We start from the raw sequence: 21,785 nt of genomic DNA, 5'->3' as shown, positions 1-21,785 counted from the left end.
CCGGGCCGCCGCGCGGGGCGGCCCGGGGTCAGCTGCGGCGTACCGCGCAGAGGAGGCCGTCGCCGACCGGGAGCAGCGTCGGGAGGAGGCTGCGGCTCTCACGCACCTCGCGCAGCAGTTCGCGCAGGCGCTGGACCTCCACCGCCTGCGCCGTGGAGTCGACCGTACGGCCGTCCGCGAAGACGCCTTCGAACACGACGATTCCGCCGGGCCGCAGCAGACGCAACGATTCGGCGAGGTAGTCCAGGCACTCGTGCAGGTCGCCGTCGCAGAAGACGAGGTCGTACCCGCCGTCTGCGAGACGGGGGAGCACGTCCAGGGCGTGGCCGGGAATGAAGCGCGCGCGGTTCCCGGCGAAGCCGGCCGCGCGGAACGCCTCGCGGGCGAACTGCTGCCGCTCCGGCTCCGGGTCCACGGTGGTGAGCACACCGTCGGGCCGCATCCCGTTCAGCAGGTAGATGCCGGAAACGCCGGTGCCCGTACCGATTTCGGCCACCGCCTTGGCGTCCGCGGTGGCGGCAAGAAGGCGCAGCGCGGCGCCGGTGCCGGGCGACACCGAGCGCAGTCCTGCCTCCTCGGCCCGGTCACGCGCCCAGCGCAGGGCTTCGTCCTCGGCGACATAGGCGTCGGCGAACGCCCAGTTCGTCTGCCGGTTGGCGGTAATGGCCCTCTCCTGTCCCCGTAGTTGGCGCAACCGTGACTGTATCCGCTGGCGTCGGGAACCCGCAGATGGGACCGGGCGTTAGAAGAGGGCAGGGGAGACATGGATCAGGACCGCATGCGAGTTCCAAATTCTCGTAAAGATGCTTATCCGGAGCTAACGGGCGAGGTGGCTATGGTAGGGGCTCCACTGGACACCACCAGAGCCGATAGGGGAGGTGCGGCTGCGCCTGTGGATCGGGGAGGAGTGCTGCGGCGCTTTCTCAGGTCGGCGGGTGAGCCGAAATCCGTGACCGACATTGCTGACCGCGCACGTCCCACGCACTCCGCACAGACCGCGACCTTCGCCTCAGACGCGGAATCTCAGGCGTGGACGCCTCCCACGTGGGAGGAGATCGTCAGCACGCACAGCGGTCGCGTCTACCGTCTCGCCTACCGTCTGACAGGAAATCAGCACGACGCCGAGGACCTCACGCAGGAGGTCTTCGTCCGCGTCTTCCGCTCGCTGTCGACGTACACGCCCGGCACCTTCGAGGGCTGGCTGCACCGCATCACGACCAACCTGTTCCTGGACATGGTCCGCCGCAAGCAGCGCATCCGCTTCGACGCGCTCGGCGACGACGCCGCGGAGCGGCTGCCGAGCCGCGAGCCGTCCCCGCAGCAGGTCTTCAACGACACCCACTTCGACGCGGACGTGCAGCAGGCGCTGGACACCCTCGCGCCCGAGTTCCGGGCGGCGGTCGTGCTCTGTGACATCGAGGGCCTGTCGTACGAGGAGATCGCCGCGACCCTGGGCGTCAAGCTCGGGACCGTGCGCAGCCGCATCCACCGCGGCCGCTCCCACCTGCGCAAGGCTCTGAAGCACCGGTCTCCCGAAGCGCGCGCCGAGCAGCGCTCGCTCGCGACCGTGGGCCCCGGTGTCCCCGTGGTGGGCGGAGAGGGCGGAGCCGAGTGAGTGGCACCCGACCGACCTCTGCCGAGCAGCACCTGGGGGACCGGCTGGCCGCCCTGGTGGACGGCGAGCTGAGCCACGACGTCCGCGAGCGTGTCCTGGCGCACCTGGCGACCTGCGCCAAGTGCAAGGCCGAGGCCGACGCCCAGCGCCGCCTGAAGAACGTCTTCTCCACGACCGCTCCGCCGCCGCCCTCCGAGGGGCTGCTCGCCCGGCTCCAGGGGCTGCCCGGCGGCGGATCCGGTGGCGGGCCCGACCGTGAGGACGGCGACGGCACCAGACCGTTCGGGCAGGGAGGCTTCGGACACGGAGTCTTCGGCGGCAACGCCCCGGGAGCGAGACCCGGCGGCACCTTCGACTTCCACTACGTACCGGCCGCCGGGCACGGCGGCGCACTCCCCGGCTCCGCGTCCGGCCGTGGTTTCCGGATCCACGACGTGGGCCGCGCCGAGGCGGAGCGCTCCGGCGGGCGCGGGAGGCGGCTGGCCTTCGCGGCGGCGAGCGCCGTCTCGCTCGCCGCGTTCGCGCTCGGCGGCGCCATGCCCGTCGGATCCGCGGGCGAGCCCAGCGCCAGGAGCGGCGGATCGGGCAACAACGTCACGCCGCTGCGTGCGGCGGGCCCGAGCGGTGCCGCCACGGAGAACACCCGCCGCCGCCCCGCGGGCAACGGCCTCCTCGCCGCGTCCACCGCCCGGCCCGCCCCCGTCACGACGGCCGGCCCGGTGGCTGCCGGAGCCCAGGGTGTCTCGCTGACGCAGCCTTTCTCGGCGCCCGCGCCCACCGGTCAGCTCCCGCTGCCGCTGATACGTCCGTCGGCTTCCGCCCTGTCGCTGGGGCCCGTCCCCGGCCGGAGCCCGTTGCTGACCGCAGCGCCGTCGCCGCTGCGGCTGGCCGCTCCGTCCCCGTCCGGGCTGCCCGTTTACCCCTGAGGCTGGTTGAATCCTGGGAGGGGTGCCCCACGAGGGCGCGGACAGCGAAGTGGCACGGCCCGACGGGCGTGCTCATGGGGTTGCGGGGAGAACATGGACGAGGGCATGCCCACCGGGCCGAAGGCGAAGTGGTGGAGCCGTCCCGCGCCGGTCCACCGGATGCCTGAGCCGGACCCGGCCCAGGCGGCCGACCGGACGGCCGGGCCTCCGGCGGCCGAAGCCGCCGAGCCGGTGCCGGTGGCCGCGGAGCCCGTCCCCGTGGCGCCGCGGGGCTCCGGGCCCACGCAGCCCCGGTCACGTCCGCAGCCCCTGCACGCGCCCGATCCGTACGCGACACCGCCGTACGGAGGCCCGGGGCCCTGGGCCCCCGCGCCGCCCGTGCAGCGGCCGGTGCCGACCCCACCGCAGGGCACCCTCGTACCGCCGGCAGCGCCTTCGGCGACCGGCGCCGGCGTGCCGCCCCCGGCGCCGCACCTCCAGCCCTCCCACTGGCTGCAGTACGACCCCTGGGGCGCGCACCGGCAGCCGCTGGTCCACCCCGGTGATCCGTCGGGAGCGGACGGCGGCCGGAAGAAGAGGGGCCGCCCGGGTGCGCTGCTCGCCGGGGCGCTGCTGATCGCGCTGGTCGCCGGCGGCATCGGCGGCGGCGTCGGGTCGTACGTCGAACGCAACGGCGGCATCACCCGCGTCGAGCTTCCCCAGGCCCGGGCGGAGGACGGCAAGGGCCGCGCCCCCGACAGCGTCGCGGGCATCGCGGCCAGCGCCCTGCCGAGCGTGGTCACCCTGCATGTCAGCGGGGCCGGCGAGCAGGGCACGGGCACCGGTTTCGTGCTCGACGCGAAGGGCCACATCCTCACCAACAACCACGTGGTGGACCCGGCCGGGGCGAGCGGCACCATCACCGTCACCTTCAGCGGCGGCCAGAGCGCCAAGGCGAAGATCGTCGGCAAGGACAGTGGCTACGACCTCGCGGTCGTCCGCGTCCTGGGGGTCGACGGGCTCAAGCCACTGCCCCTGGGCAACTCCGAGAACGTACGGGTGGGGGACCCGGTGGTGGCCATCGGCGCGCCGTTCGACCTCCAGAACACCGTGACCTCCGGGATCATCAGTGCCAAGGAGCGCCCCATCACCGCGGGCGGCGAGAAGGGCGACGGCAGCGACATCAGCTATGTCAACGCGCTCCAGACCGACGCTCCGATAAACCCGGGCAATTCGGGTGGACCGCTGGTGGACACCCAGGCCCGCGTCATCGGCATCAACAGCGCGATACGGGCGGCCGACAGCGGTACGGGCCTGGAGGGCGGCCAGGGCGGCAGCATCGGCCTGGGCTTCGCGATCCCCATCAACCAGGGCAAGCGGGTCGCCGAGGAACTGATCAACACGGGCCGGGCGACGCACCCGGTGATCGGCGTCACCCTGGACATGAAGTACACGGGTGACGGCGCCCGCGTCGGCACCAAGGGCGCGGAAGGCCCGGCGGTGACGCCCGACGGCCCCGGCGCCCGGGCCGGGATCGAGCCGCGCGACGTCATCACCGAGGTCGACGGCCGGAAGGTGCACAACGGCCAGGAGCTGATCGTCAGGATCCGCGCCCACCGCCCCGGCGACCGCCTCGAACTGACCGTGGTGCGCGCGGGCCGGGAGCGGGCCGTCACCGTGACGCTCGGCTCGGCGGACGGCATGTGAGCGGCGGAACGTGAGCGACGGCACAAGCGTCCATACGAGTGTTGCGTGAAGGTACCGTCCGGACAGATCGGGCGGGTACCGTGGACCGGGCCCGGACCGGTCCTCTGCCTGCGGCGGGGAGGCCCACCCGACCTGCGGGCGCGGAGAACCCAAGGAGCAACAAGGTGTTCAGTGACATAGGCGCACTCGAGCTGGTGACGCTCGTGGTCCTTGCCGTGCTCGTCTTCGGGCCGGAGAAGCTGCCGAAACTCATCCAGGACGTCACGGGCATGATCCGCAAGCTCCGTGAGTTCTCCGAGAGCGCGAAGCAGGACATCCGCTCCGAACTCGGTCCGGAGTTCAAGGACTTCGACTTCGAGGACCTGAACCCGAAGACCTTCGTCCGCAAGCAGCTGATGGAGAACGACGACCTCGGGCTCAAGGAGATCCGCAGCAGCTTCGACCTCAAGAGCGAGATGGCCGAGGTCGCGGACGCGGTGCACGGGCGCGACAGCGGTTCGTCGACGGGTTCCCCGAACGGCTCCGCCGGCAGGGCGAACCTGTCGAAGGAGCCGGCCGGCGCTCCGGACCTGCTCAGGAAGCGCGAAACGCATGCCGGAGGCGAGCGCCCGCCCTTCGACGCAGACGCCACCTGAGGCCCGCTCTTCCGGCCGAGCCGCGTCAAGGTGGCTATCCTCCATCTGTCCGGATGCGAGGACGCCCGAGGGGGGCGGGCCGCGTCGGACGCCACGGAACAAGGAGGCGGCCGGATAGATGGAGACCACGAGTCGGGTCGGAGCGCAGGAAGCACCCCTGTTGCCCAGCACGTCCACAGCGGAGGGGGTGCCAGCAGCCCGGCGTACGGTCGACGGCTATCTGCGCGCACCTTTCCCCTGGTACGGGCTGGACGAGGCGTTCACCGGGCCCCGCTGGCTGATGCAGGTCGGCATGGCGGCGGACGGCACGGTGCAGTACGGATCCACGGGCCACGGCGAAGAGCCGTCGATACGGCCCACCGCCGGCGACGCCCAGGAGAGGGAGAGCTTCGTGGTGGTCGTCACCGTCGCCAGCAGCCCCGTTCGGCGCAGTGAGGACGGTACGGGTGTGCTGGAGGCCACGTCGGTCTCCTCCGCCGCCTGGCTGGCCGGTTCCGGCCTGCTCTCCGCCACCTGGCCCGCGCAGCTCGACCATTCGCTGCGCGACGACTGGCTGGACCAGCAGACCGAGACGGCCTTCGCGCTGGCCGACGATCTGTCGGGGCCCGTCTGGTCGTCGCTGTCGCTGCCGGTGGACGGCGTTCCGGCGCCCTTCCACTACCGCGAGACGGAGTTCGGCTGGGTGCTGGCGGGAACGGGCGAGGACGGCGTGATCCTGGGGGCGTACGGGCGCGGAATGAGCGCGTACGGACTGGGCTTCTCGGTGATCAAGGACGTCACGACGTACGCCCACGACTAGGCGGAGCCGGCCCGGAGGCATGACGAAGGGGGGCGCCGCCCACACGGGCGGCGCCCCCCTTCGTCGTCCCCGGGAAGGGCCCCGGGACGGGTCAGAACTTGTTGCGGGGGGTGATGCCCAGCGACATGCCCGACAGGCCGCGCGCGCGGCCGCCCAGCTTGCCCGCGATCGCCCGCAGCGCGGCACCGGCCGCGGAGTCCGGGTCGGTCAGCACGACGGGCTTGCCCTCGTCGCCGCCCTCCCGCAGCCGCACGTCGATCGGGATGGAGCCCAGCACCGGCACGTTCGCGCCGGTCGTCTTCGTGAGCCCCTCGGCGACCTTCTGGCCGCCGCCGGTGCCGAAGACGTCGACCATCTCGTCGCAGTGCGGGCACGGCAGGCCCGACATGTTCTCGACGACGCCGACGATCTTCTGGTGGGTCTGCACGGCGATGGAGCCGGCCCGCTCGGCGACCTCGGCCGCCGCCTGCTGAGGCGTCGTCACCACGAGGATCTCGGCGTTCGGGACGAGCTGCGCCACCGAGATCGCGATGTCGCCGGTGCCCGGCGGCAGGTCGAGCAGCAGTACGTCCAGGTCGCCCCAGTACACGTCCGCGAGGAACTGCTGGAGCGCGCGGTGCAGCATCGGGCCGCGCCACACCACCGGCGCGTTGCCCGGCGTGAACATGCCGATCGAGATGACCTTCACGCCGTGCGCCGACGGCGGCATGATCATGTTCTCGACCTGGGTGGGCCTGCCGTCCACGCCCAGCATGCGCGGCACGCTGTGGCCGTAGATGTCCGCGTCGACGACGCCGACCTTCAGCCCGTCCGCCGCCATCGCCGCGGCCAGGTTGACCGTCACCGAGGACTTGCCGACGCCGCCCTTGCCGGACGCCACCGCGTAGACCCGGGTCAGCGAGCCGGGCTGGGCGAAGGGCACCTCGCGCTCGGCGGTGCCGCCGCGCAGCGCGCCCGCGAGTTCCTTGCGCTGTTCGTCGCTCATCACGTCGAGCTCGACGGAGACGCTTGTCACACCCTCGACGCGCTCGACCGCCTCGCGCACGTTGCTGGTGATGGTCTCGCGCATCGGGCAGCCGGAGACGGTGAGATAGACCGCGACAGCAACCGCGCCGTCTGCCCCGACCTCAACCGATTTGACCATGCCGAGTTCAGTGATCGGTCGATGGATCTCGGGGTCGTTCACCGTCGCCAGTGCTTCGCGCACCGCGTCTTCCATAGCCATACCGTGATGGTACGGCGCGTACCGCCGCCCCGGGAAAGCCCTGTCAGCGGTCGCCTTCGTCACTCCCGGAAGCGGGCTCGGGCGGGAATAGGGAGCGCCGCCCCTCCATCTCCTTGATCAGGTCCACGAACTCCGAGCGGATCCAGTCGCGGGTGGCGACCTCGCCGAGCCCCATCCGCAGCGACGCGATCTCCCGCGTGAGGTACTCGGTGTCCGCGATGGACCGCTCGTTCTGCGCGCGGTCCTGCTCGTGGGTGACGCGGTCCCGGTCGTCCTGGCGGTTCTGCGCGAGGAGGATCAGCGGGGCGGCGTACGACGCCTGGAGGGAAAGCATCAGCGTCAGGAAGATGAACGGGTACTCGTCCCAGCGCAGGGCGGGGGGCGCGAAGACGTTCCAGGCCACCCACACGATGATGATCAGCGTCATCCAGACGATGAAGCGCCCCGTGCCCAGGAAGCGGGCGATCCGCTCCGAGAACCGGCCGAAGGCCTCCGGGTCGTACTCCGGCAGCAGCCGCTTGCGCGGGGCGCGCGGCTGGTCCAGGCGCACCCGGGGCGCCCGCGGCAGCGCGCTCGCGCCCGTCGCGGCCCGGCCGCGCTCCCTCGGCTCGGCGCCCCTGTCACCGGCCACGGGCGGCCTCCTCGTCCAGCGTGGTCCCCGGCGGCTCGTGGAACTCCGTCTCGCGCCAGTCCTCGGGCAGCAGGTGGTCGAGCACGTCGTCGACGGTCACCGCGCCGAGCAGCGAACGGCCCTCGTCCACGACCGGGGCGGCGACCATGTTGTACGCCGCGAGGTAGCTCGTCACCGCGGGCAGCGGCGTGTCCGGCGACAGCGGCGGCAGGTCGGACTCCACGACCGAGCCGACCAGCGCGAACGGCGGCTCCCGCAGCAGCCGCTGGAAGTGCACCGTCCCGAGGTACTTGCCCGTGGGCGTCTCGTCCGGCGGCCGGCAGACGTACACCTGCGCGGCCAGCGCGGGGGAGAGGTCCTGCTGCCGTACGCGCGCCAGGGCGTCCGCGACCGTCGCGTCGGGCCGCAGCACGATCGGTTCGGTCGTCATCAGACCGCCGGCCGTCCGCTCCTCGTACGCCAGCAGCCGCCGCATGTCGGCCGCGTCGTCCGGCCGCATCAGCGTCAGCAGCCGCTCCTTGTCCTCCTCGGGCAGCTCGGAGAGCAGGTCGGCCGCGTCGTCCGGGTCCATCGCCTCCAGGACGTCGGCCGCCCGCTCCTCCTTGAGCTTGCCGAGGATCTCCACCTGGTCGTCGTCGGGCAGCTCTTCGAGTACGTCGGCGAGCCGGTCGTCGTCGAGCGCGGCGGCCACCTCGGCGCGCCGCTTGGGCGTCAGGTGGTGCAGGGCGTTCGCGAGGTCGGCGGGGCGCAGTTGCTCGAAGGTGGCCAGCAGGCTCTCCGCGCCCTGTCCGTGCTCCTCCAGCGAGAAGCCGGTGACCGCCGACCACTCCACGGTCAGCGTCTCTCCGCGCCGCCGCAGCGCCCCGCCCTTGCCCTTGCGCACGAAGACCTTGTCGATCTCCCATTCGCGGCGGGCGGGCAGCTGCACGACCGACACGTCCAGGACCGTGGCCTCCTCGCCGGTGTCCACCAGGCGCACCCGGCGGTCGAGGAGTTCGCCCAGGACCAGTCGCTCGGTCGGGCGCTTCTCGAAACGGCGCACGTTCACCACACCGGTCGTGATGACCTGCCCCGACTCGACGCCCGTCACGCGCGTCATGGGGAGGAAGATCCGTCGCCGGCTCACCACCTCGACGACCAGGCCGAGCAGACGCGGCGGCCTGCGGCCCACCCGCAACATCGCGACCAGGTCGCGCACCCGGCCGACCTGGTCGCCGTTCGGGTCGAACACTGCGATGCCCGCGAGGTGCGAGACGAAGATCCGGGGAGCGCCTGATGCCATCCGATGCGCCTCCCTATGTCGGTAAATAGAGGCCGATAACGGGTTCAGGCTAGCCCGTGCAGGTCCGCCCCGCTCCCAAGAGACGTCCGGACGGCTCCCTTCCGGACAGCGTAGACGGCACGGGTACGCTGCCTGCTGCCACCCCGGACACCCGTATGAGAGGCAGTGCGCTTGTGACTGCATTTCCCCCGGCCGCCCGAGCCCGCCGGGCTGCCCTGCTCGGCGTCGTGTGCGTCGGGCTGACCGCGGCGCTCACCGCCTGCGGTGAGGAACAACCGCCTGACCCGGACAAGGGGACCAACGGGGTGGGCAGACTCGGGGCCCCGGCCATCGAGGCCAAGGCGCGGAACGCGGCGCGCGACGCGGAGTCGGTACGGCTCTCGGGCACCGTCGTCAGCAAGGGCCGCTCGTACAAGCTCGACATGCGGCTCAAGGAGGACGGCGGCACGGGCTCCGTGACCTCCGAGGACAGCACGTTCGAGCTGCTGCGCATCGAGGACGAGCTCTTCATGAAGGCCGGCGCCGACTTCTGGGACCACGGGGCGGAGCGGTCCCCCGAGTCCTCGGCGTCCGACGAGGCGGCCGCGGGCAAGCTGGGGGACAAGTACGTGAAGGTCCCGGACGGCGATCCGGCGTACGACCAGCTGCGCGGCTTCACGGACAAGGACGTCCTGCTCGACGGCCTGCTCGGACTGCACGGCAAGCTGGCCAAGGGCGACCGCCGCAAGGTCGGCGGCGTCCGTACGATCGAGGTCACCGGCGGCAAGGGCACGGGGGGCAGCCTCGCCGTGTCGCTGATCGGCGCGCCGTACCCGCTGAAGCTGGAGCGGGCGGGCGGCGCGGGTGTGGTCAGGCTCGCCGACTGGGACGAGGGGTTCACGCTGGAAGCGCCGGACAAGGACGAGACAGTCGACTACGGCGGCCGGCTCCCCAAGACCTCGGACGGCGCTTCCTAGCCGGCGCTAGCGCTTCCCGCGCTTGAGCAGGAGGCGGGGGAGCGCGGCCGGTGCGGGCCGGCGCGTCGTCGCGTCCGTCGGCAGCGGGGCGGCCGAGAGCGGGCCGTCCGGCAGGTCGGTGTTCACGCTCAGCGGCTCCAGGCGCAGTACGCGGCACTCGCGGGCCCAGCGCTCGGTCATCCGCTCGGGGTCGGGCGCGTTCAGGCGCTTGCCCTTGAGCTCGGCGACCGCCGCCTCCCACGCCTCGGATCCGGCCGGGTGCTCGGTGACCGCGGCTGTCCAGGCGACGATCCGGCCGCCCTTGTCCTTGCTGCGTACGGTCACTTCGGCGCTCCCGCCGCCGGTCAGTCCGGGCAGCGGCTGCTCGCCGGGGCCGTCGCCGACCACGTAGGCGGCGCCGTCGTGCCACACGTGCCACAGGGAGCGGGCGGGGCCGGTGCCCCGTACCCAGATGAGCCCGGACTTCTTGGTGGCCTCCTCGACGAGGGCCTGGTCGAGCAAGGTCTGCGTCATGGGCGCAAGCCTAGGCCCCGTGCGCCGCGGGGCTCGACCGGGGCCGGACAGTTCCGTAATAGCACCACGCCCCTTACCGTGATCCCGTGCCCGCAACAGCCCGCCGCACCGACGGCCCCACCACCGCGCCGGATCCGCAGTCGCCCGGACTCCACGCCGCCCCCCGCGCCGACCTCGTCCTGCTCGGCGTCGCCGTCGCCAGCGTCTCGTTCTCCGCGCCGCTCATCGCGGCGACCGCCGCCCCGGCGCTCGCCATCGCGTTCTGGCGCAACGCCATGGCGGTCGGCGTGCTGACCCCGCTGGTCCTCGTCGGGCACCGCACCGGGCTGCGCCGCATGGGACGCAGGCCGCTGCTTCTCACCGTCGCCGCGGGAGCCCTGCTCGCGCTCCACTTCGGGCTCTGGCTGCCGAGCCTGCGGATGACCTCGGTCGCGTCGTCGACCGCCCTGTGCACCACCACGCCGATCTGGACCACGATCCTGCTGCGGATGCGCGGCCACCGGCCGCCCCGCATGGTGTGGGCCGGCACGGTGCTCGCCGTCGTGGGCGTCGTCATCCTGACCGGGGTCGACATGACACTGTCCCCCCGGGCGCTCGCGGGCGACGCGCTCGCGCTCGGCGGCGGCATCGCCGCCGCCGGGTACGTCCTGCTCGGGGCCGAGGTGCGGCGGACGGTGAGCACGACGGCGTACACCTACGTCTGCTACTCGACGACCGCCCTGATCCTGCTGGTGGTCTGCCTCGTCTCGGGCGCCGGACTCGGCGGGTACGACGCCACCACCTGGCTCCAGCTCGCCGCCCTCACCGCTGCCGCCCAGCTCCTCGGCCACTCCCTGCTCAACCGTGTCGTGAGCACCCTGGGCCCCTCCGTCACCTCGACGGCGATCCTCCTGGAGGCCCCGGGTGCCGCCCTGATCGCCGCGCTGTGGCTGGGGCAGCAGCCGTCGGTGGCCGCCTACCCCGCCCTGCTGGTGATCCTGGCCGGGCTCGCGCTCGTCGTCAGAGCCAGCCGTTCCGCTTGAGCGTGCGGTGGATGCTGACACAGACGACGACGATGGAGCCGAGCACCAGCGGATAGCCGTACCGCCAGTGCAGCTCCGGCATGTGGTCGAAGTTCATGCCGTAGACACCGCAGATCATCGTCGGCACGGCCACGATCGCCGCCCAGGACGTGATCTTGCGCATGTCCTCGTTCTGGGCGACGGTCGCCTGCGCGAGGTTGGCCTGGAGGATCGAGTTGAGCAGTTCGTCGAAGCCGACGACCTCCTCGTGCACCCGCGCGAGGTGGTCGGCGACGTCGCGGAAGTACTTCTGGATGTCCGGGTCGATGAGCCGCATCGGCCGCTCGCTGAGCTGCTGCATCGGCCGCAGCAGCGGCGCGACGGCCCGCTTGAACTCCAGGACCTCCCGCTTGAGCTGGTAGATCCGGCCCGCGTCCGAACCGCGCGGACTGCCTTTGGCCGGCGCGGAGAAGACATCGATCTCGACCTCGTCGATGTCGTCCTGCACGGCGCCCGCCACCGCGATGTACCCGTCGACGACATGGTCGGCGATCGAGTGCAGCACCGCCGACGGTCCCTTGGCGAGCAGCTCCGGATCGTCCTGGAGCCGGTGGCGCAGCGCGCGGAGCGATCCCTTGCCGCCGTGCCGCACGGTGATGACGAAGTCCTTGCCGGTGAAGCACATCACCTCGCCGGTCTCCACGACCTCGCTGGTGGCGGTGAGTTCGGCGTGGTCGACGTAGTGGATCGTCTTGAAGACCGTGAAGAGGGTGTCGTCGTACCGCTCCAGCTTGGGCCGCTGATGCGCGTGCACGGCGTCCTCGACGGCCAGCGGGTGCAGTCCGAACTCGGCGGCGATACCGGCGAATTCGGCCTCGGTCGGCTCGTGCAGACCGATCCAGGCGAAACCGCCGCCCTCCCGGACGCGGACCATCGCCTCGTGCGGGGTCAGGCACTCCGCGTCCTTCACCCGGCGCCCGTCGCGGTAGACCGCGCAGTCGACGACCGCGCTGCTCGCGGACGGGTCGCGGGTGGTGTCGTAACTGCTGTACACAGTGCTGCTCTTGCGCAGGGACGGACGGACCGCTGCGCGCAGGTCACGGATCATCGACATGGCGGGCTCCTTCACGGAGAAGCCGTCAGCGAGGCATGGCACTGCCCGGAATGGAGACGTGCGGGCCGCGGCGTCGGGGCACCGTACGTCGGCAAAGCGGGCGGCACCGCGGAGACGCGGTGACGGCGTTCGCTCAGACACGGATCAGGCAAAAACGAAGTGCTCTTCCGTCGCGCGAAATGCCGTGAGCCCCGTGGGTTTCACCGGTTGGCAACCGGGTATGAAGGGCTTCAGGCCCCGGGGAACACTGACGGTGCGGAAGAGCGGTTGGTACTGCCTGGTCGACTTCGATCCACCGCAGCCCCACCTCCTCCGGCCGGTCCCCCTTGGGGGATGACGTGATGTCGGGACTCGAAAGCCACGCTTCTGCGTGCTGCCCCGACCAGCGGCCAAGACTATCAGCCCACTGTTGTGTCAAGGCCTTTCTTCACCGTTTCCGTACGCGCCTATGCTCACGGGCATGGGAGATGTTCTTGCGCTGGTGGAAGCCCGGTTGCGTACGGCGCTGGGTGAACCGGACGCGCGCGCCGCCGTCACGTTCCTCGGTACGGACCGTATGGAGGTACTGCGTTTCGTGGACGGTGACGTCGTCCGCTACGCCACCCTCGGCATGTCGGCCCAGCCGATGGCCGACCCGACCGCGGTCCTCGCCGACCCGGTGAAGGGTCCGCGCGCCGAGCTGGTCCTCTCGGTGCGGGCCGGTCTCGCCGACACCGACAAGGTGCTGCGCCCGCTCGCGGTCCTCGCGGCGTCGCCACAGGTGGAGGGTGTGATCGTGGCCCCGGGCGCCTCGCTGGACCTCGGGGAGCCGCTGTGGCCCGGGGCGCCGTTCAGCTCCGTACTCGTCGCGGAGTCCGGCGGCCTGGTGGAGGACCTGGAGCTGGACGCCCCGATGGACCCGGTGCGTTTCCTGCCCCTGCTGCCCATGACGCCGAACGAGGCGGCGTGGAAGCGGGTCAAGGGCGCGCAGGAGCTCCAGGAGCGCTGGCTGACGCACGGCACGGACCTGCGCGATCCGCTGCGTGCGTCGGTGCCGCTCGACTGAGCGTCGCGGAACGCGCGGCGCCGTGCCGCCCGGTCTCCGGCCGGGGAGGCCCGTCGAGGAGCCTCTCGAGGGGCCTCCCGGTCGGACGAGTGGGCGATGGTGGATCCGGGGCCCGGGACGGATTCGGCTCCGGACGGGTGATCGTCCTTGACGCGGGGACGGCCGGGGAGGACCGTTGGGCCCTATGAGGGGCGAACCCAGTTGCCCGAAGTGCGGTGGCCGGGTCAGGGCGCCCGGTCTCTTTTCCGACTCCTGGCAGTGCGATGTGCACGGGACGGTGCATCCACAGCAGCCCGTGGTCCCGCCCAGCGTGGAGGCCCTCACCGTCGCGGTGAAGCGTGCCAAGGTCCCGGTGTGGATGCCGTGGCCGCTGCCCGTCGGGTGGCTGTTCACCGGGGTGTCCTGCGCGGGTGACGACCGCAGTGGCTCCCGCGCCACCGTCGTCGCCTGCTCCGGGCCCGGACCGCTCGGCGGCCTCGGCGAGCTGCTGCTGGTGGCCGAGGAGCTCGGGGTCGGTCTCGGCGCGCGCTACGCGGGCGTGGACGGGCCCGATCCGGGGGCGTACATCGACATGGAGAAACCGCCGCAGGCCAAGGTCCTCGCGGCCGGCCGGCCGACCCCGCTGTGGCACGTCTCCGGCACCCCCGACGACCGCGCGGTCTTCGCGGGCGAGGCGTGCGGGCTGTGGGTGTGGGCGATCACCTGGCCGGAGCAGGCGAGCCTGCTGATGTACGACGAACTGATACTGACCGATCTGCGCGACGCGGGCGCGGAAGTGGACCTGGTGCCGTGCGGGGCGCTGTCGCCGCGGCTGCTCTCCTGACGGGAGCAGGGCCCCCTCTCCTGACGGGAGAGGGGGCAGGGGGCTGTCCGATTCCCGGCTATCCTTGACCGGTCCCCCGTCCCGCCGAGCCCCGGAGTCACGCGTCGTGCGCATCGACCTGCACACCCACTCCACCGCATCGGACGGCACGGACACCCCCGCGGAACTGGTGCGGGGCGCCGCTGCGGCCGGACTCGACGTCGTGGCGCTCACCGACCACGACTCGACGCGCGGCCACGCCGAGGCGATCGCCGCGCTCCCTGCGGGGCTGACGCTGGTCACCGGCGCCGAGCTCTCCTGCCGCCTCGACGGCGTCGGGCTGCACATGCTGGCGTACCTCTTCGACCCCGACGAGCCCGAGCTGGCGCGCGAGCGCGAGCTGGTGCGGGACGACCGGGTGCCCCGCGCGCGGGGCATGGTCGCCAGGCTCCAGGAGCTGGGCGTGCCGATCGACTGGGGGCAGGTGGCCCGTATCGCCGGAGACGGCTCGGTCGGCCGTCCGCACATCGCGTCCGCGCTGATGGAGCTCGGCGTCGTCGAGACCGTCTCCGACGCCTTCACGCCCGACTGGCTGGCCGACGGAGGCCGGGCGTACGTCGAGAAGCACGAACTCGACCCCTTCGACGCGATCCGCCTCGTCAAGGCGGCCGGCGGAGTCACCGTCTTCGCGCACCCCGCCGCCGTCAAGCGCGGCGAGACCGTTCCCGAGAGCGCGATCGCGGCGCTGGCCGCCGCCGGCCTCGACGGGATCGAGGTCGACCACATGGACCACGACGGGCCCACCCGTACGCGGCTGCGCGGCCTCGCCGCCGACCTGGGGCTGCTGACGACCGGATCCAGCGACTACCACGGCAGCCGCAAGACCGTACAGCTCGGTGAGTACACGACGGACCCCGAGATCTACGGCGAGATCACGCGACGCGCGACCGGCGCCTTCCCGGTGCCCGGCGCGGGCGGAAGCCTCCGCCCGTAACGCCGCACTTCCCCCTCGTACGACCCTCTTCTCGCAAGGCATCACTGTGCTCGACTTTGCCGTTTTCGGATCCCTTTTTCTCACGCTTTTTGTGATTATGGACCCCCCTGGGATCACCCCGATCTTCCTTGCCCTGACCTCGGGCCGGCCCGCCAAGGTGCAGCGCAGAATGGCCTGGCAGGCCGTCGCCGTCGCCTTCGGCGTGATCGCCGTCTTCGGCCTCCTCGGCCAGCAGATCCTCGACTACCTGCACGTGTCCGTGCCGGCGCTGATGATCGCGGGCGGCCTGCTGCTCCTTCTGATCGCGCTCGATCTCCTGACCGGCAAGACCGACGAGCCGACGCAGACCAAGGACGTCAACGTCGCGCTCGTACCGCTGGGGATGCCGCTGCTGGCGGGCCCCGGTGCGATCGTCTCGGTGATCCTCGCCGTGCAGCACGCGGACAGCGCCACGGCGCAGGTCTCGGTCTGGGCGGCGATCGCCGCGATGCACGTGGTCCTGTGGCTGGCCATGCGCTACTCGCTGCTGATCATCCGGGTGATCAAGGACGGCGGCGTGGTCCTGGTGACGCGTCTCGCGGGCATGATGCTGTCCGCGATCGCGGTGCAGCAGATCATCAACGGCGTCACCCAGGTGATCCGGGGCGGCTGACACGCACGAGCGCCCCCGTACGTGACGTACGGGGGCGCTTACCTCAACAAACCACTACGGCGTTACGAAGCCGAGGTCTCGGCCGGGCGGATGTAGATGCGCTGGCCGACAGAGGCGGCCTGCTGCACGATCCGGTTGACGGAGGCGGCGTCCACGACGGTGCTGTCGACGGCGGAACCGTCGACGTCGTCCAGGCGCATGATTTCGAAGCGCAAGGCTTCTCCCTTCGTCTGATCCTCCTGCTGGAGAACTGTGGGTGGGAACGCGAGGCTAGGCGCCGCACGTTCTCTGAGGGTTACAACGGTGTGCACACTGCAGTCATTCCCTACGCTAAAGAAAATTTTCGACTATCTAAATACTCACTGGTAGCGGGACCGGTTGTGCCCGCTCGCTCACGCCACGGACAATGAGATCCGTATGGACGACGCACAGCCTTCGGGCCCCACTGAACTCGACGGGATCGCCGCCCGCCTGGAGCGCACCAACGAGCTGCTCCACCGCATGCTCGCCGAGGTGGCGAAGACCCCTTCCACCCACGCGATCTTCGTCGACGCCGGATACGTCTACGCGGCGGCCGGGCTGCTCGTGACCGGGACCGAGGACCGCAGGTCCTTCGACCTCGACGCGGAAGGCATCATCGAGGCCTTCATCGACAAGGCCCGCACGATCTTCGCGGACAGCAGGCTGCTGCGGGTGTACTGGTACGACGGGGCCAGGCGCCGCATCCACACCACCGAGCAGCAGTCGATCGCCGAGCTGCCCGACGTCAAGGTCCGCCTCGGCAACCTCAACGCCAACAACCAGCAGAAGGGCGTCGACTCCCTGATCCGCACGGACCTGGAATCACTGGCCCGGCACCGTGCCATCAGTGACGCGGCGCTGGTGGGCGGTGACGAGGACCTGGTCTCCGCGGTCGAGGCCGCCCAGGGCTACGGCGCACGGGTCCACCTGTGGGGCATCGAGGCGGGCGAGGGCCGCAACCAGGCCGAACCGCTCCTGTGGGAGGTCGACAGCCAGCGCACGTTCGACCTCGACTTCTGCAAGCCGTACGTCACGCGGCGCCCCGTCACGACGTACGAGAACGAGGGCGCCCCGCGGCCGTCCCGCGAGGATGTCCGCTTCGTCGGCGCGCAGATCGCGGCGGCGTGGCTGGGGGCGCGGGGCCGGGAGTCGCTGGCCGACCTGCTGCCCGGCCACCCCTACCTGCCCGGTTCGGTGGACCAGGAGCTCCTGGTGGAGGCGGAGCGGCTGCTCCAGCGGTCCCTGCGCGGCCACGCGGACCTGCGCAGGGCGCTGCGGGACGGCTTCTGGCAGCACCTCCAGGCCCAGTACTAGTCCCCCGCCGCCGGGGTCGGCGTCACAGGGCGTCCCAGAACCCCGCCAGCGTCTTCGCGGTCTCCTCGGGCCGGTCGGTGTTCGGGGAGTGCCCGGCGCCCTCGACGACCGTCCGGTACGCGCCCAGCCGCTCGGCCATCTTGTCGATCAGCGGCACCGGCCAGGTGTCGTCCGTGGTCCCTGACACCACATGCACCGCGAGCCCCGCCGCGGCGAGCTCGGCCACGCGGTCCGGCTCGCCCGTCAGCTGCCTGCCGGTGGCGACGAGCTGCGCGGGGTCGTGCCGAAGCCAGCGCGCGCGCAGGGCCGCGCCGTCGAGGTCGGTGTCCTCCGGCGGGTCGAGCGCCTGCATGGCCTCCCACACCTCGGCCATGGTCATGGCGCCGAGGGCCTGCGTCAGCAGCGCGATCCTCTGCTGCTGCGCGGGCGAGACCTCGGCCGGGCCCGACGACATGAGCGTCAGCGAAGCGAACGGCGCCGCGTCGAGCAGGGCGGCCGCGCGGGCGATCTGGCCCCCGAGGGAGTGCCCGACGAGGTGCACCGGCGTACCGCAGGCGACCGCCTGCGCATGCACGTCCCGGGCCAACTCGCTCTGCACGTAAGCCTGTTCGCTGCCCGGCCCGTCGGATTCGTACTGCCCGCGCCCGTCGACCGCGACGGCTCGGTACCCGGCCTCGGCGAGCGGCACCAGCATCGCGATGAAGTCCTCCTTGCTCCCGGTGTACCCGGGCAGCAGCAGCGCGGTGCCCCTGGGCTCCGCGCGCCGCGGCCGCGCTTCGAGCGCGGCGAACACACCGCGCGACGTGCGCAGGGGGAGGGCGCGGGTACCGGAGGGCGGGATGAAGGTGGGCGGCCTGCTCATGCGACGAGGCTAGCGGCTGCGCGACGCGGCGCACGGGCCGCGCGGCCGCGCTCTCCGTGGCGGCGGAAGGCCGTGCCCCGCCGCCCTACGCCAATGGCCCGGCCCCCGCGAAGGGGGACCGGGCCACCGGGGCGTGCCGGATCAGCTCTCGGGCTGCGCCGCGGCGGCGGCGCGCGTGCGGCGGCGGGGCGCCTTCACCGGAGCCGGCGCCTCGGCGGACGCGGGAGCCTCGGCCGCTGCCTCGGCCGGCCTCGCCGCGCGCGTACGGCGACGGGGCTTCTTCGGGGCCTCGGGCTCCTCCGCGGGAGCGGGGATCTGGGCCTCCGCCGTCTCCGCCACGGCCTCCACCGCGTTCGCCGCACGGGTGCGGCGGCGACGGCGCGGGGCGCGCGGCTCGGCGGCAGGGGCCTCGGGGGCCTCGGACGCCGTCTCCGGCGCCGCGGTGGCTTCGGCGGAGACCGCCGTCGCCTCGTTCGCGTCCGCCGTCACCGGCGCGCCGTTGCGCGTACGGCGACGCTGACGCGGCGTACGCGGGGCGCGCTCCTCGACGACGGCCGGCGCGGCAGCGGCCGCCGCGGACCTGCGCCCGCGGCCGCCCGTCTCGCCGAGGTCCTCGACCTGCTCCGCGCCCAGACCCGCACGGGTCCGGTCGGCCCGGGGCAGCACACCCTTCGTCCCGGCGGGGATGCTCAGGATCTCGTACAGGTGAGCAGAGGTGGAGTACGTCTCCTCGGGCTCGTCGAACGGTAGGTCCAGCGCCTTGTTGATGAGCTTCCAGCGCGGGATGTCGTCCCAGTCGACCAGTGTGACGGCGATGCCCTTCGCGCCCGCGCGGCCGGTGCGGCCGACGCGGTGCAGGTACGTCTTCTCATCCTCGGGCGACTGGTAGTTGATGACGTGCGTCACACCCTCGACGTCGATGCCGCGGGCGGCGACGTCGGTGCAGACCAGCACGTCGACCTTGCCGTTGCGGAACGCGCGCAGCGCCTGCTCGCGCGCGCCCTGGCCGAGGTCGCCGTGGACCGCGCCGGAGGCGAAGCCGCGCTTCTCCAGCTGCTCGGCGATGTCGGCGGCGGTCCGCTTCGTACGGCAGAAGATCATCGCGAGCCCGCGGCCGTCGGCCTGGAGGATGCGGGAGACGAGCTCCGGCTTGTCCATGTTGTGGGCGCGGAAGACGTGCTGCGTGATGTTCGCGACGGTCGCGCCCTCGTCGTCGGGCGACGTGGCGCTGATGTGCGTGGGCTGCGACATGTACCGGCGGGCGAGACCGATGACGGCGCCCGGCATGGTCGCCGAGAACAGCATCGTCTGGCGCTTCGGCGGCAGCATCTTCATGATCTTCTCGACGTCGGGCAGGAAGCCCAGGTCGAGCATCTCGTCGGCCTCGTCGAGCACGAGGGAACGCACGTGGGAGAGGTCGAGCTTCTTCTGTCCCGCGAGGTCGAGCAGACGCCCGGGCGTGCCCACGACGATGTCGACGCCCTTCTTGAGCGCCTCGACCTGGGGCTCGTACGCCCGGCCGCCGTAGATGGCGAGTACACGGACGTTGCGGACCTTGCCGGCCGTCAGCAGGTCGTTGGTGACCTGCTGGCACAGCTCACGGGTGGGGACGACGACGAGCGCCTGCGGAGCCTCGGTCAGCTCCGCGGGTCCGGCCCGGCCCGCCTCGACGTCCGCGGGGACGGTGACGCGCTCCAGCAGCGGAAGGCCGAAGCCGAGCGTCTTGCCGGTGCCGGTCTTGGCCTGGCCGATGACGTCGCTGCCGGAGAGCGCGACGGGGAGCGTCATCTCCTGGATGGGAAAGGGGGACAGAATGCCGACGGCTTCAAGGGCTTCGGCGGTCTCGGAGAGAATCCCGAGGTCTCGGAACGTAGTCAGGGTGCTGCCTCTTCTGTGAGACGCGGCATGACGCGAACGAAGGGGGTCGTACCGTGCCTGTTTCTCGTCCGGCCGCTGATGGGCCGGGTGGCGCGGGACCACGTGCCGTCGCTCAAGCGCTCGTGCCGCTGAGGGGGCCCCTCATCTTGCGGTCGTACGCCTTGGTACGCACCGCGTGGAGGGCTGTCGGGTCGGAGCCGATCGGGCCACCGACCGGGCATCCTCATTCAATTGCGCCGCGAAATACCCTGGGTACTCTGCAGGCGCTTTACCACTGTACCCCGGATTCGCGCAGGTGTGTCGGAACGATTTCCCGGATCAGTGTGACGGGAGTGGCTGACCAGGCCCTTACCTACCGTGCGGAGCGGGCTATTGTGCGGTTCATGGAGACGCCTGACAACGCCATTGCACCCGACGAGACCCTCCGGACCGGTATCGCAGCCCAGGACTGGGCGACGGCGTCCGTCGAGCCGAACTACCACGCCGCGGTCGTGGATCTGCTGGGCGCGCTCGCGTACGGAGAGCTGGCGGCCTTCGAGCGCCTCGCCGAGGACGCCAAGCTCGCCCCGACGCTCGCCGACAAGGCGGAGCTCGCGAAGATGGCGTCGGCGGAGTTCCACCACTTCGAGCGGTTGCGGGACCGGCTGACCGCGATCGACGAGGAGCCGACGGCGGCGATGGAGCCCTTCGCGAAGGCGCTGGACGACTTCCACCGCCAGACCGCGCCGTCGGACTGGCTGGAGGGCCTGGTCAAGGCGTACGTCGGCGACTCGATCGCCAGCGACTTCTACCGCGAGGTCGCGGAGCGGCTCGACTCGGACACCCGGGGGCTGGTGCTCGCCGTGCTCGACGACACCGGCCACGGGAACTTCGCGGTGGAGAAGGTGCGCGCCGCGATCGAGGCCGACCCGCGCTGCGGCGGCCGGCTCGCGCTGTGGGCGCGCAGGCTGATGGGTGAGGCGCTCTCGCAGGCGCAGCGGGTCGTGGCGGACCGCGACGCGCTCTCCACGATGCTCGTGGGCGGCGTCGCCGACGGCTTCGACCTGGCGGAGGTGGGACGGATGTTCTCGCGGATCACCGAGGCGCACACGAAGCGGATGGCCGCGCTGGGACTGGCGGCGTAACGCCGCAGGGGGACGTTACGCCGCCGCCGAACGGCGGACGCGGCCCCTGGGGCGGATGAGGAGCGACAGCAGGACCGCTCCCACCGCCACCGCGCCGGCCAGTGTCGCGACGACGTGGCCGGGGCCGAGGGCGGAGTGGGTGACGTACGCGCCGAACAGGGCGCCGAGCGGGCCCGCGGCCAGGACCAGGCGCCGTGAGGGCAGTCGGTCTCCGAGCCGGTGGCCGGCCGCCCAGGCGAGGGCGAAGCCGAGGGCGATGGAGCCGAGAGTTTCCAGGATCACGTGGTTTCCTCCCGTGCAGCCGGGTGCGAATGGGTTGTAGCCCGTACTACCCCCGTCTCGCGGAAGACAACCCTCCGCCGGTCCGGCGGGGAGGCTCGGCGCGCAGGCAGACGGAACCGGCCCGGCGGGATGTCCCGCCGGGCCGGTTCCGTCTGTGGTGCTGCTGTGCCGTCGACGCCTACAGCGCGCCGAAGCCCACCCTGCGCGCCACCGGCTCGCCGATCTCCACGTAGGCGATCCGGTCCGCGGGAACGAGGACCGTACGGCCCTTCTCGTCCTTGAGGCTGAGCAGCTGCGCCTTGCCGGCCAGCGCGTCGGATACCGCGCGCTCGACCTCCTCGGCGGACTGCCCGCTCTCCAGAACGATCTCCCGGGGCGCGTGCTGCACGCCGATCTTGACCTCCACGGCTATGTCCCTCCGACGATCG

24 protein-coding genes are annotated in these 21,785 nt (G+C 72.0%); 13 read left to right on the top strand and 11 right to left on the bottom strand.

The features are described from left to right. Positions 1-28 precede the first annotated feature (28 nt). Entirely contained in the window at positions 29-694 is a 666-nt protein-coding gene (locus tag BN1555_RS10915) for an O-methyltransferase (RefSeq protein ID WP_093799196.1), read from the bottom strand. Between the two features lie 141 nt (positions 695-835). On the opposite strand from BN1555_RS10915, the gene sigE reads away from it, so the two are divergent. The 5 genes from sigE to BN1555_RS10890 all read left to right on the top strand — a co-directional run bounded on the left by sigE (position 836) and on the right by BN1555_RS10890 (position 5,661). Then, complete coding sequence (gene sigE, locus BN1555_RS10910) at positions 836-1,615, top strand: RNA polymerase sigma factor SigE (RefSeq protein WP_176710017.1); 780 nt, start codon at positions 836-838, stop codon at positions 1,613-1,615. After that, on the top strand, positions 1,612-2,541 hold the full coding sequence (locus BN1555_RS10905; RefSeq protein ID WP_093799194.1) for an anti-sigma factor family protein: 930 nt from the start codon (positions 1,612-1,614) through the stop codon (positions 2,539-2,541). Before sigE ends, BN1555_RS10905 begins: the two co-directional genes overlap by 4 nt. A gap of 93 nt (positions 2,542-2,634) precedes the next feature. Continuing rightward, on the top strand, positions 2,635-4,227 hold the full coding sequence (locus BN1555_RS10900; RefSeq protein WP_093799193.1) for a S1C family serine protease: 1,593 nt from the start codon (positions 2,635-2,637) through the stop codon (positions 4,225-4,227). Between the two features lie 164 nt (positions 4,228-4,391). Beyond that, positions 4,392-4,862: a sec-independent translocase gene (locus BN1555_RS10895; protein ID WP_093799192.1), complete on the top strand. Its 471-nt coding sequence runs from the start codon at positions 4,392-4,394 to the stop codon at positions 4,860-4,862. Positions 4,863-4,980: 118 nt separating this feature from the next. Continuing rightward, positions 4,981-5,661, top strand: coding sequence for a hypothetical protein (locus tag BN1555_RS10890; RefSeq protein WP_093799191.1), 681 nt, complete (start codon positions 4,981-4,983; stop codon positions 5,659-5,661). A 91-nt stretch (positions 5,662-5,752) separates the two neighbouring features. Here the strand turns inward: BN1555_RS10890 and BN1555_RS10885 are convergent, their stop codons facing one another. The 3 genes from BN1555_RS10885 to BN1555_RS10875 are packed head-to-tail and all read right to left on the bottom strand — an operon-like array spanning position 5,753 to position 8,799. Continuing rightward, positions 5,753-6,886 carry an Mrp/NBP35 family ATP-binding protein gene (locus tag BN1555_RS10885; RefSeq protein WP_093799190.1) on the bottom strand — a complete coding sequence of 378 codons (1,134 nt, stop codon included), beginning with the start codon at positions 6,884-6,886 and terminating at the stop codon, positions 5,753-5,755. 43 nt (positions 6,887-6,929) lie between these two features. Next, the gene (locus tag BN1555_RS10880; protein WP_093799189.1) at positions 6,930-7,517 is read right to left on the bottom strand and encodes a DUF1003 domain-containing protein; all 588 of its coding nucleotides are present in this window, start codon (positions 7,515-7,517) and stop codon (positions 6,930-6,932) included. Then, positions 7,507-8,799, bottom strand: coding sequence for a magnesium transporter MgtE N-terminal domain-containing protein (locus tag BN1555_RS10875; RefSeq protein WP_093799188.1), 1,293 nt, complete (start codon positions 8,797-8,799; stop codon positions 7,507-7,509). The genes BN1555_RS10880 and BN1555_RS10875 overlap by 11 nt, the downstream gene beginning before the upstream one ends. Before the next feature lie 173 nt (positions 8,800-8,972). Here BN1555_RS10875 and BN1555_RS10870 point away from each other — a divergent pair, with 173 nt between their 5' ends. After that, on the top strand, positions 8,973-9,755 hold the full coding sequence (locus tag BN1555_RS10870) for a hypothetical protein (protein ID WP_093799187.1): 783 nt from the start codon (positions 8,973-8,975) through the stop codon (positions 9,753-9,755). A gap of 6 nt (positions 9,756-9,761) precedes the next feature. Here BN1555_RS10870 and BN1555_RS10865 read toward each other — a convergent pair whose 3' ends face one another. Next, positions 9,762-10,268 carry a hypothetical protein gene (locus BN1555_RS10865; protein WP_093799186.1) on the bottom strand — a complete coding sequence of 169 codons (507 nt, stop codon included), beginning with the start codon at positions 10,266-10,268 and terminating at the stop codon, positions 9,762-9,764. A gap of 179 nt (positions 10,269-10,447) precedes the next feature. On the opposite strand from BN1555_RS10865, the gene BN1555_RS10860 reads away from it, so the two are divergent. Beyond that, on the top strand, positions 10,448-11,290 hold the full coding sequence (locus BN1555_RS10860; protein WP_255306394.1) for a DMT family transporter: 843 nt from the start codon (positions 10,448-10,450) through the stop codon (positions 11,288-11,290). Here the strand turns inward: BN1555_RS10860 and BN1555_RS10855 are convergent. Further along, a complete protein-coding gene (locus BN1555_RS10855; protein WP_093799184.1) occupies positions 11,268-12,383 on the bottom strand; it encodes a magnesium and cobalt transport protein CorA in 1,116 nt (371 codons plus the stop codon). The two genes, BN1555_RS10860 and BN1555_RS10855, sit on opposite strands and share 23 nt — an antisense overlap. Before the next feature lie 460 nt (positions 12,384-12,843). Here BN1555_RS10855 and BN1555_RS10850 point away from each other — a divergent pair, with 460 nt between their 5' ends. The 4 genes from BN1555_RS10850 to BN1555_RS10835 all read left to right on the top strand — a co-directional run bounded on the left by BN1555_RS10850 (position 12,844) and on the right by BN1555_RS10835 (position 15,876). Further along, on the top strand, positions 12,844-13,428 hold the full coding sequence (locus BN1555_RS10850; RefSeq protein ID WP_093803333.1) for a suppressor of fused domain protein: 585 nt from the start codon (positions 12,844-12,846) through the stop codon (positions 13,426-13,428). Between the two features lie 184 nt (positions 13,429-13,612). Continuing rightward, positions 13,613-14,251 carry a DUF6758 family protein gene (locus BN1555_RS10845; RefSeq protein WP_093799183.1) on the top strand — a complete coding sequence of 213 codons (639 nt, stop codon included), beginning with the start codon at positions 13,613-13,615 and terminating at the stop codon, positions 14,249-14,251. Between the two features lie 106 nt (positions 14,252-14,357). Further along, positions 14,358-15,224 carry a PHP domain-containing protein gene (locus BN1555_RS10840; RefSeq protein ID WP_093799182.1) on the top strand — a complete coding sequence of 289 codons (867 nt, stop codon included), beginning with the start codon at positions 14,358-14,360 and terminating at the stop codon, positions 15,222-15,224. 46 nt (positions 15,225-15,270) lie between these two features. Further along, positions 15,271-15,876, top strand: coding sequence for a MarC family protein (locus BN1555_RS10835; RefSeq protein WP_093799181.1), 606 nt, complete (start codon positions 15,271-15,273; stop codon positions 15,874-15,876). A gap of 62 nt (positions 15,877-15,938) precedes the next feature. Here the strand turns inward: BN1555_RS10835 and BN1555_RS38920 are convergent, their stop codons facing one another. Then, positions 15,939-16,091 carry a hypothetical protein gene (locus BN1555_RS38920; RefSeq protein WP_093799180.1) on the bottom strand — a complete coding sequence of 51 codons (153 nt, stop codon included), beginning with the start codon at positions 16,089-16,091 and terminating at the stop codon, positions 15,939-15,941. 202 nt (positions 16,092-16,293) lie between these two features. On the opposite strand from BN1555_RS38920, the gene BN1555_RS10825 reads away from it, so the two are divergent. Continuing rightward, entirely contained in the window at positions 16,294-17,211 is a 918-nt protein-coding gene (locus tag BN1555_RS10825; RefSeq protein WP_093799179.1) for an NYN domain-containing protein, read from the top strand. 22 nt (positions 17,212-17,233) lie between these two features. Here BN1555_RS10825 and BN1555_RS10820 read toward each other — a convergent pair whose 3' ends face one another. Then, on the bottom strand, positions 17,234-18,073 hold the full coding sequence (locus BN1555_RS10820; protein ID WP_093799178.1) for an alpha/beta fold hydrolase: 840 nt from the start codon (positions 18,071-18,073) through the stop codon (positions 17,234-17,236). Between the two features lie 141 nt (positions 18,074-18,214). Further along, positions 18,215-19,861 carry a DEAD/DEAH box helicase gene (locus BN1555_RS10815; protein ID WP_255305985.1) on the bottom strand — a complete coding sequence of 549 codons (1,647 nt, stop codon included), beginning with the start codon at positions 19,859-19,861 and terminating at the stop codon, positions 18,215-18,217. A gap of 473 nt (positions 19,862-20,334) precedes the next feature. Between BN1555_RS10815 and BN1555_RS10810 the strand changes: the two genes are divergently transcribed. Further along, on the top strand, positions 20,335-21,075 hold the full coding sequence (locus tag BN1555_RS10810; protein ID WP_093803332.1) for a ferritin-like fold-containing protein: 741 nt from the start codon (positions 20,335-20,337) through the stop codon (positions 21,073-21,075). 15 nt (positions 21,076-21,090) lie between these two features. On the opposite strand, the gene BN1555_RS10805 is transcribed toward BN1555_RS10810, so the two are convergent. Both BN1555_RS10805 and BN1555_RS10800 read right to left on the bottom strand, forming a co-directional pair. Further along, positions 21,091-21,357, bottom strand: coding sequence for a hypothetical protein (locus tag BN1555_RS10805; RefSeq protein WP_093799177.1), 267 nt, complete (start codon positions 21,355-21,357; stop codon positions 21,091-21,093). A gap of 178 nt (positions 21,358-21,535) precedes the next feature. Next, entirely contained in the window at positions 21,536-21,763 is a 228-nt protein-coding gene (locus tag BN1555_RS10800) for a DUF3107 domain-containing protein (RefSeq protein ID WP_218058186.1), read from the bottom strand. Positions 21,764-21,785: the final 22 nt, after the last annotated feature.

It is taken from the genome of Streptomyces sp. Wb2n-11 (assembly GCF_001049855.1).
In the GTDB taxonomy this organism is placed as follows: domain Bacteria; phylum Actinomycetota; class Actinomycetes; order Streptomycetales; family Streptomycetaceae; genus Streptomyces; species Streptomyces altiplanensis.
This window is presented reverse-complemented; position numbering and strand designations above follow the sequence as displayed.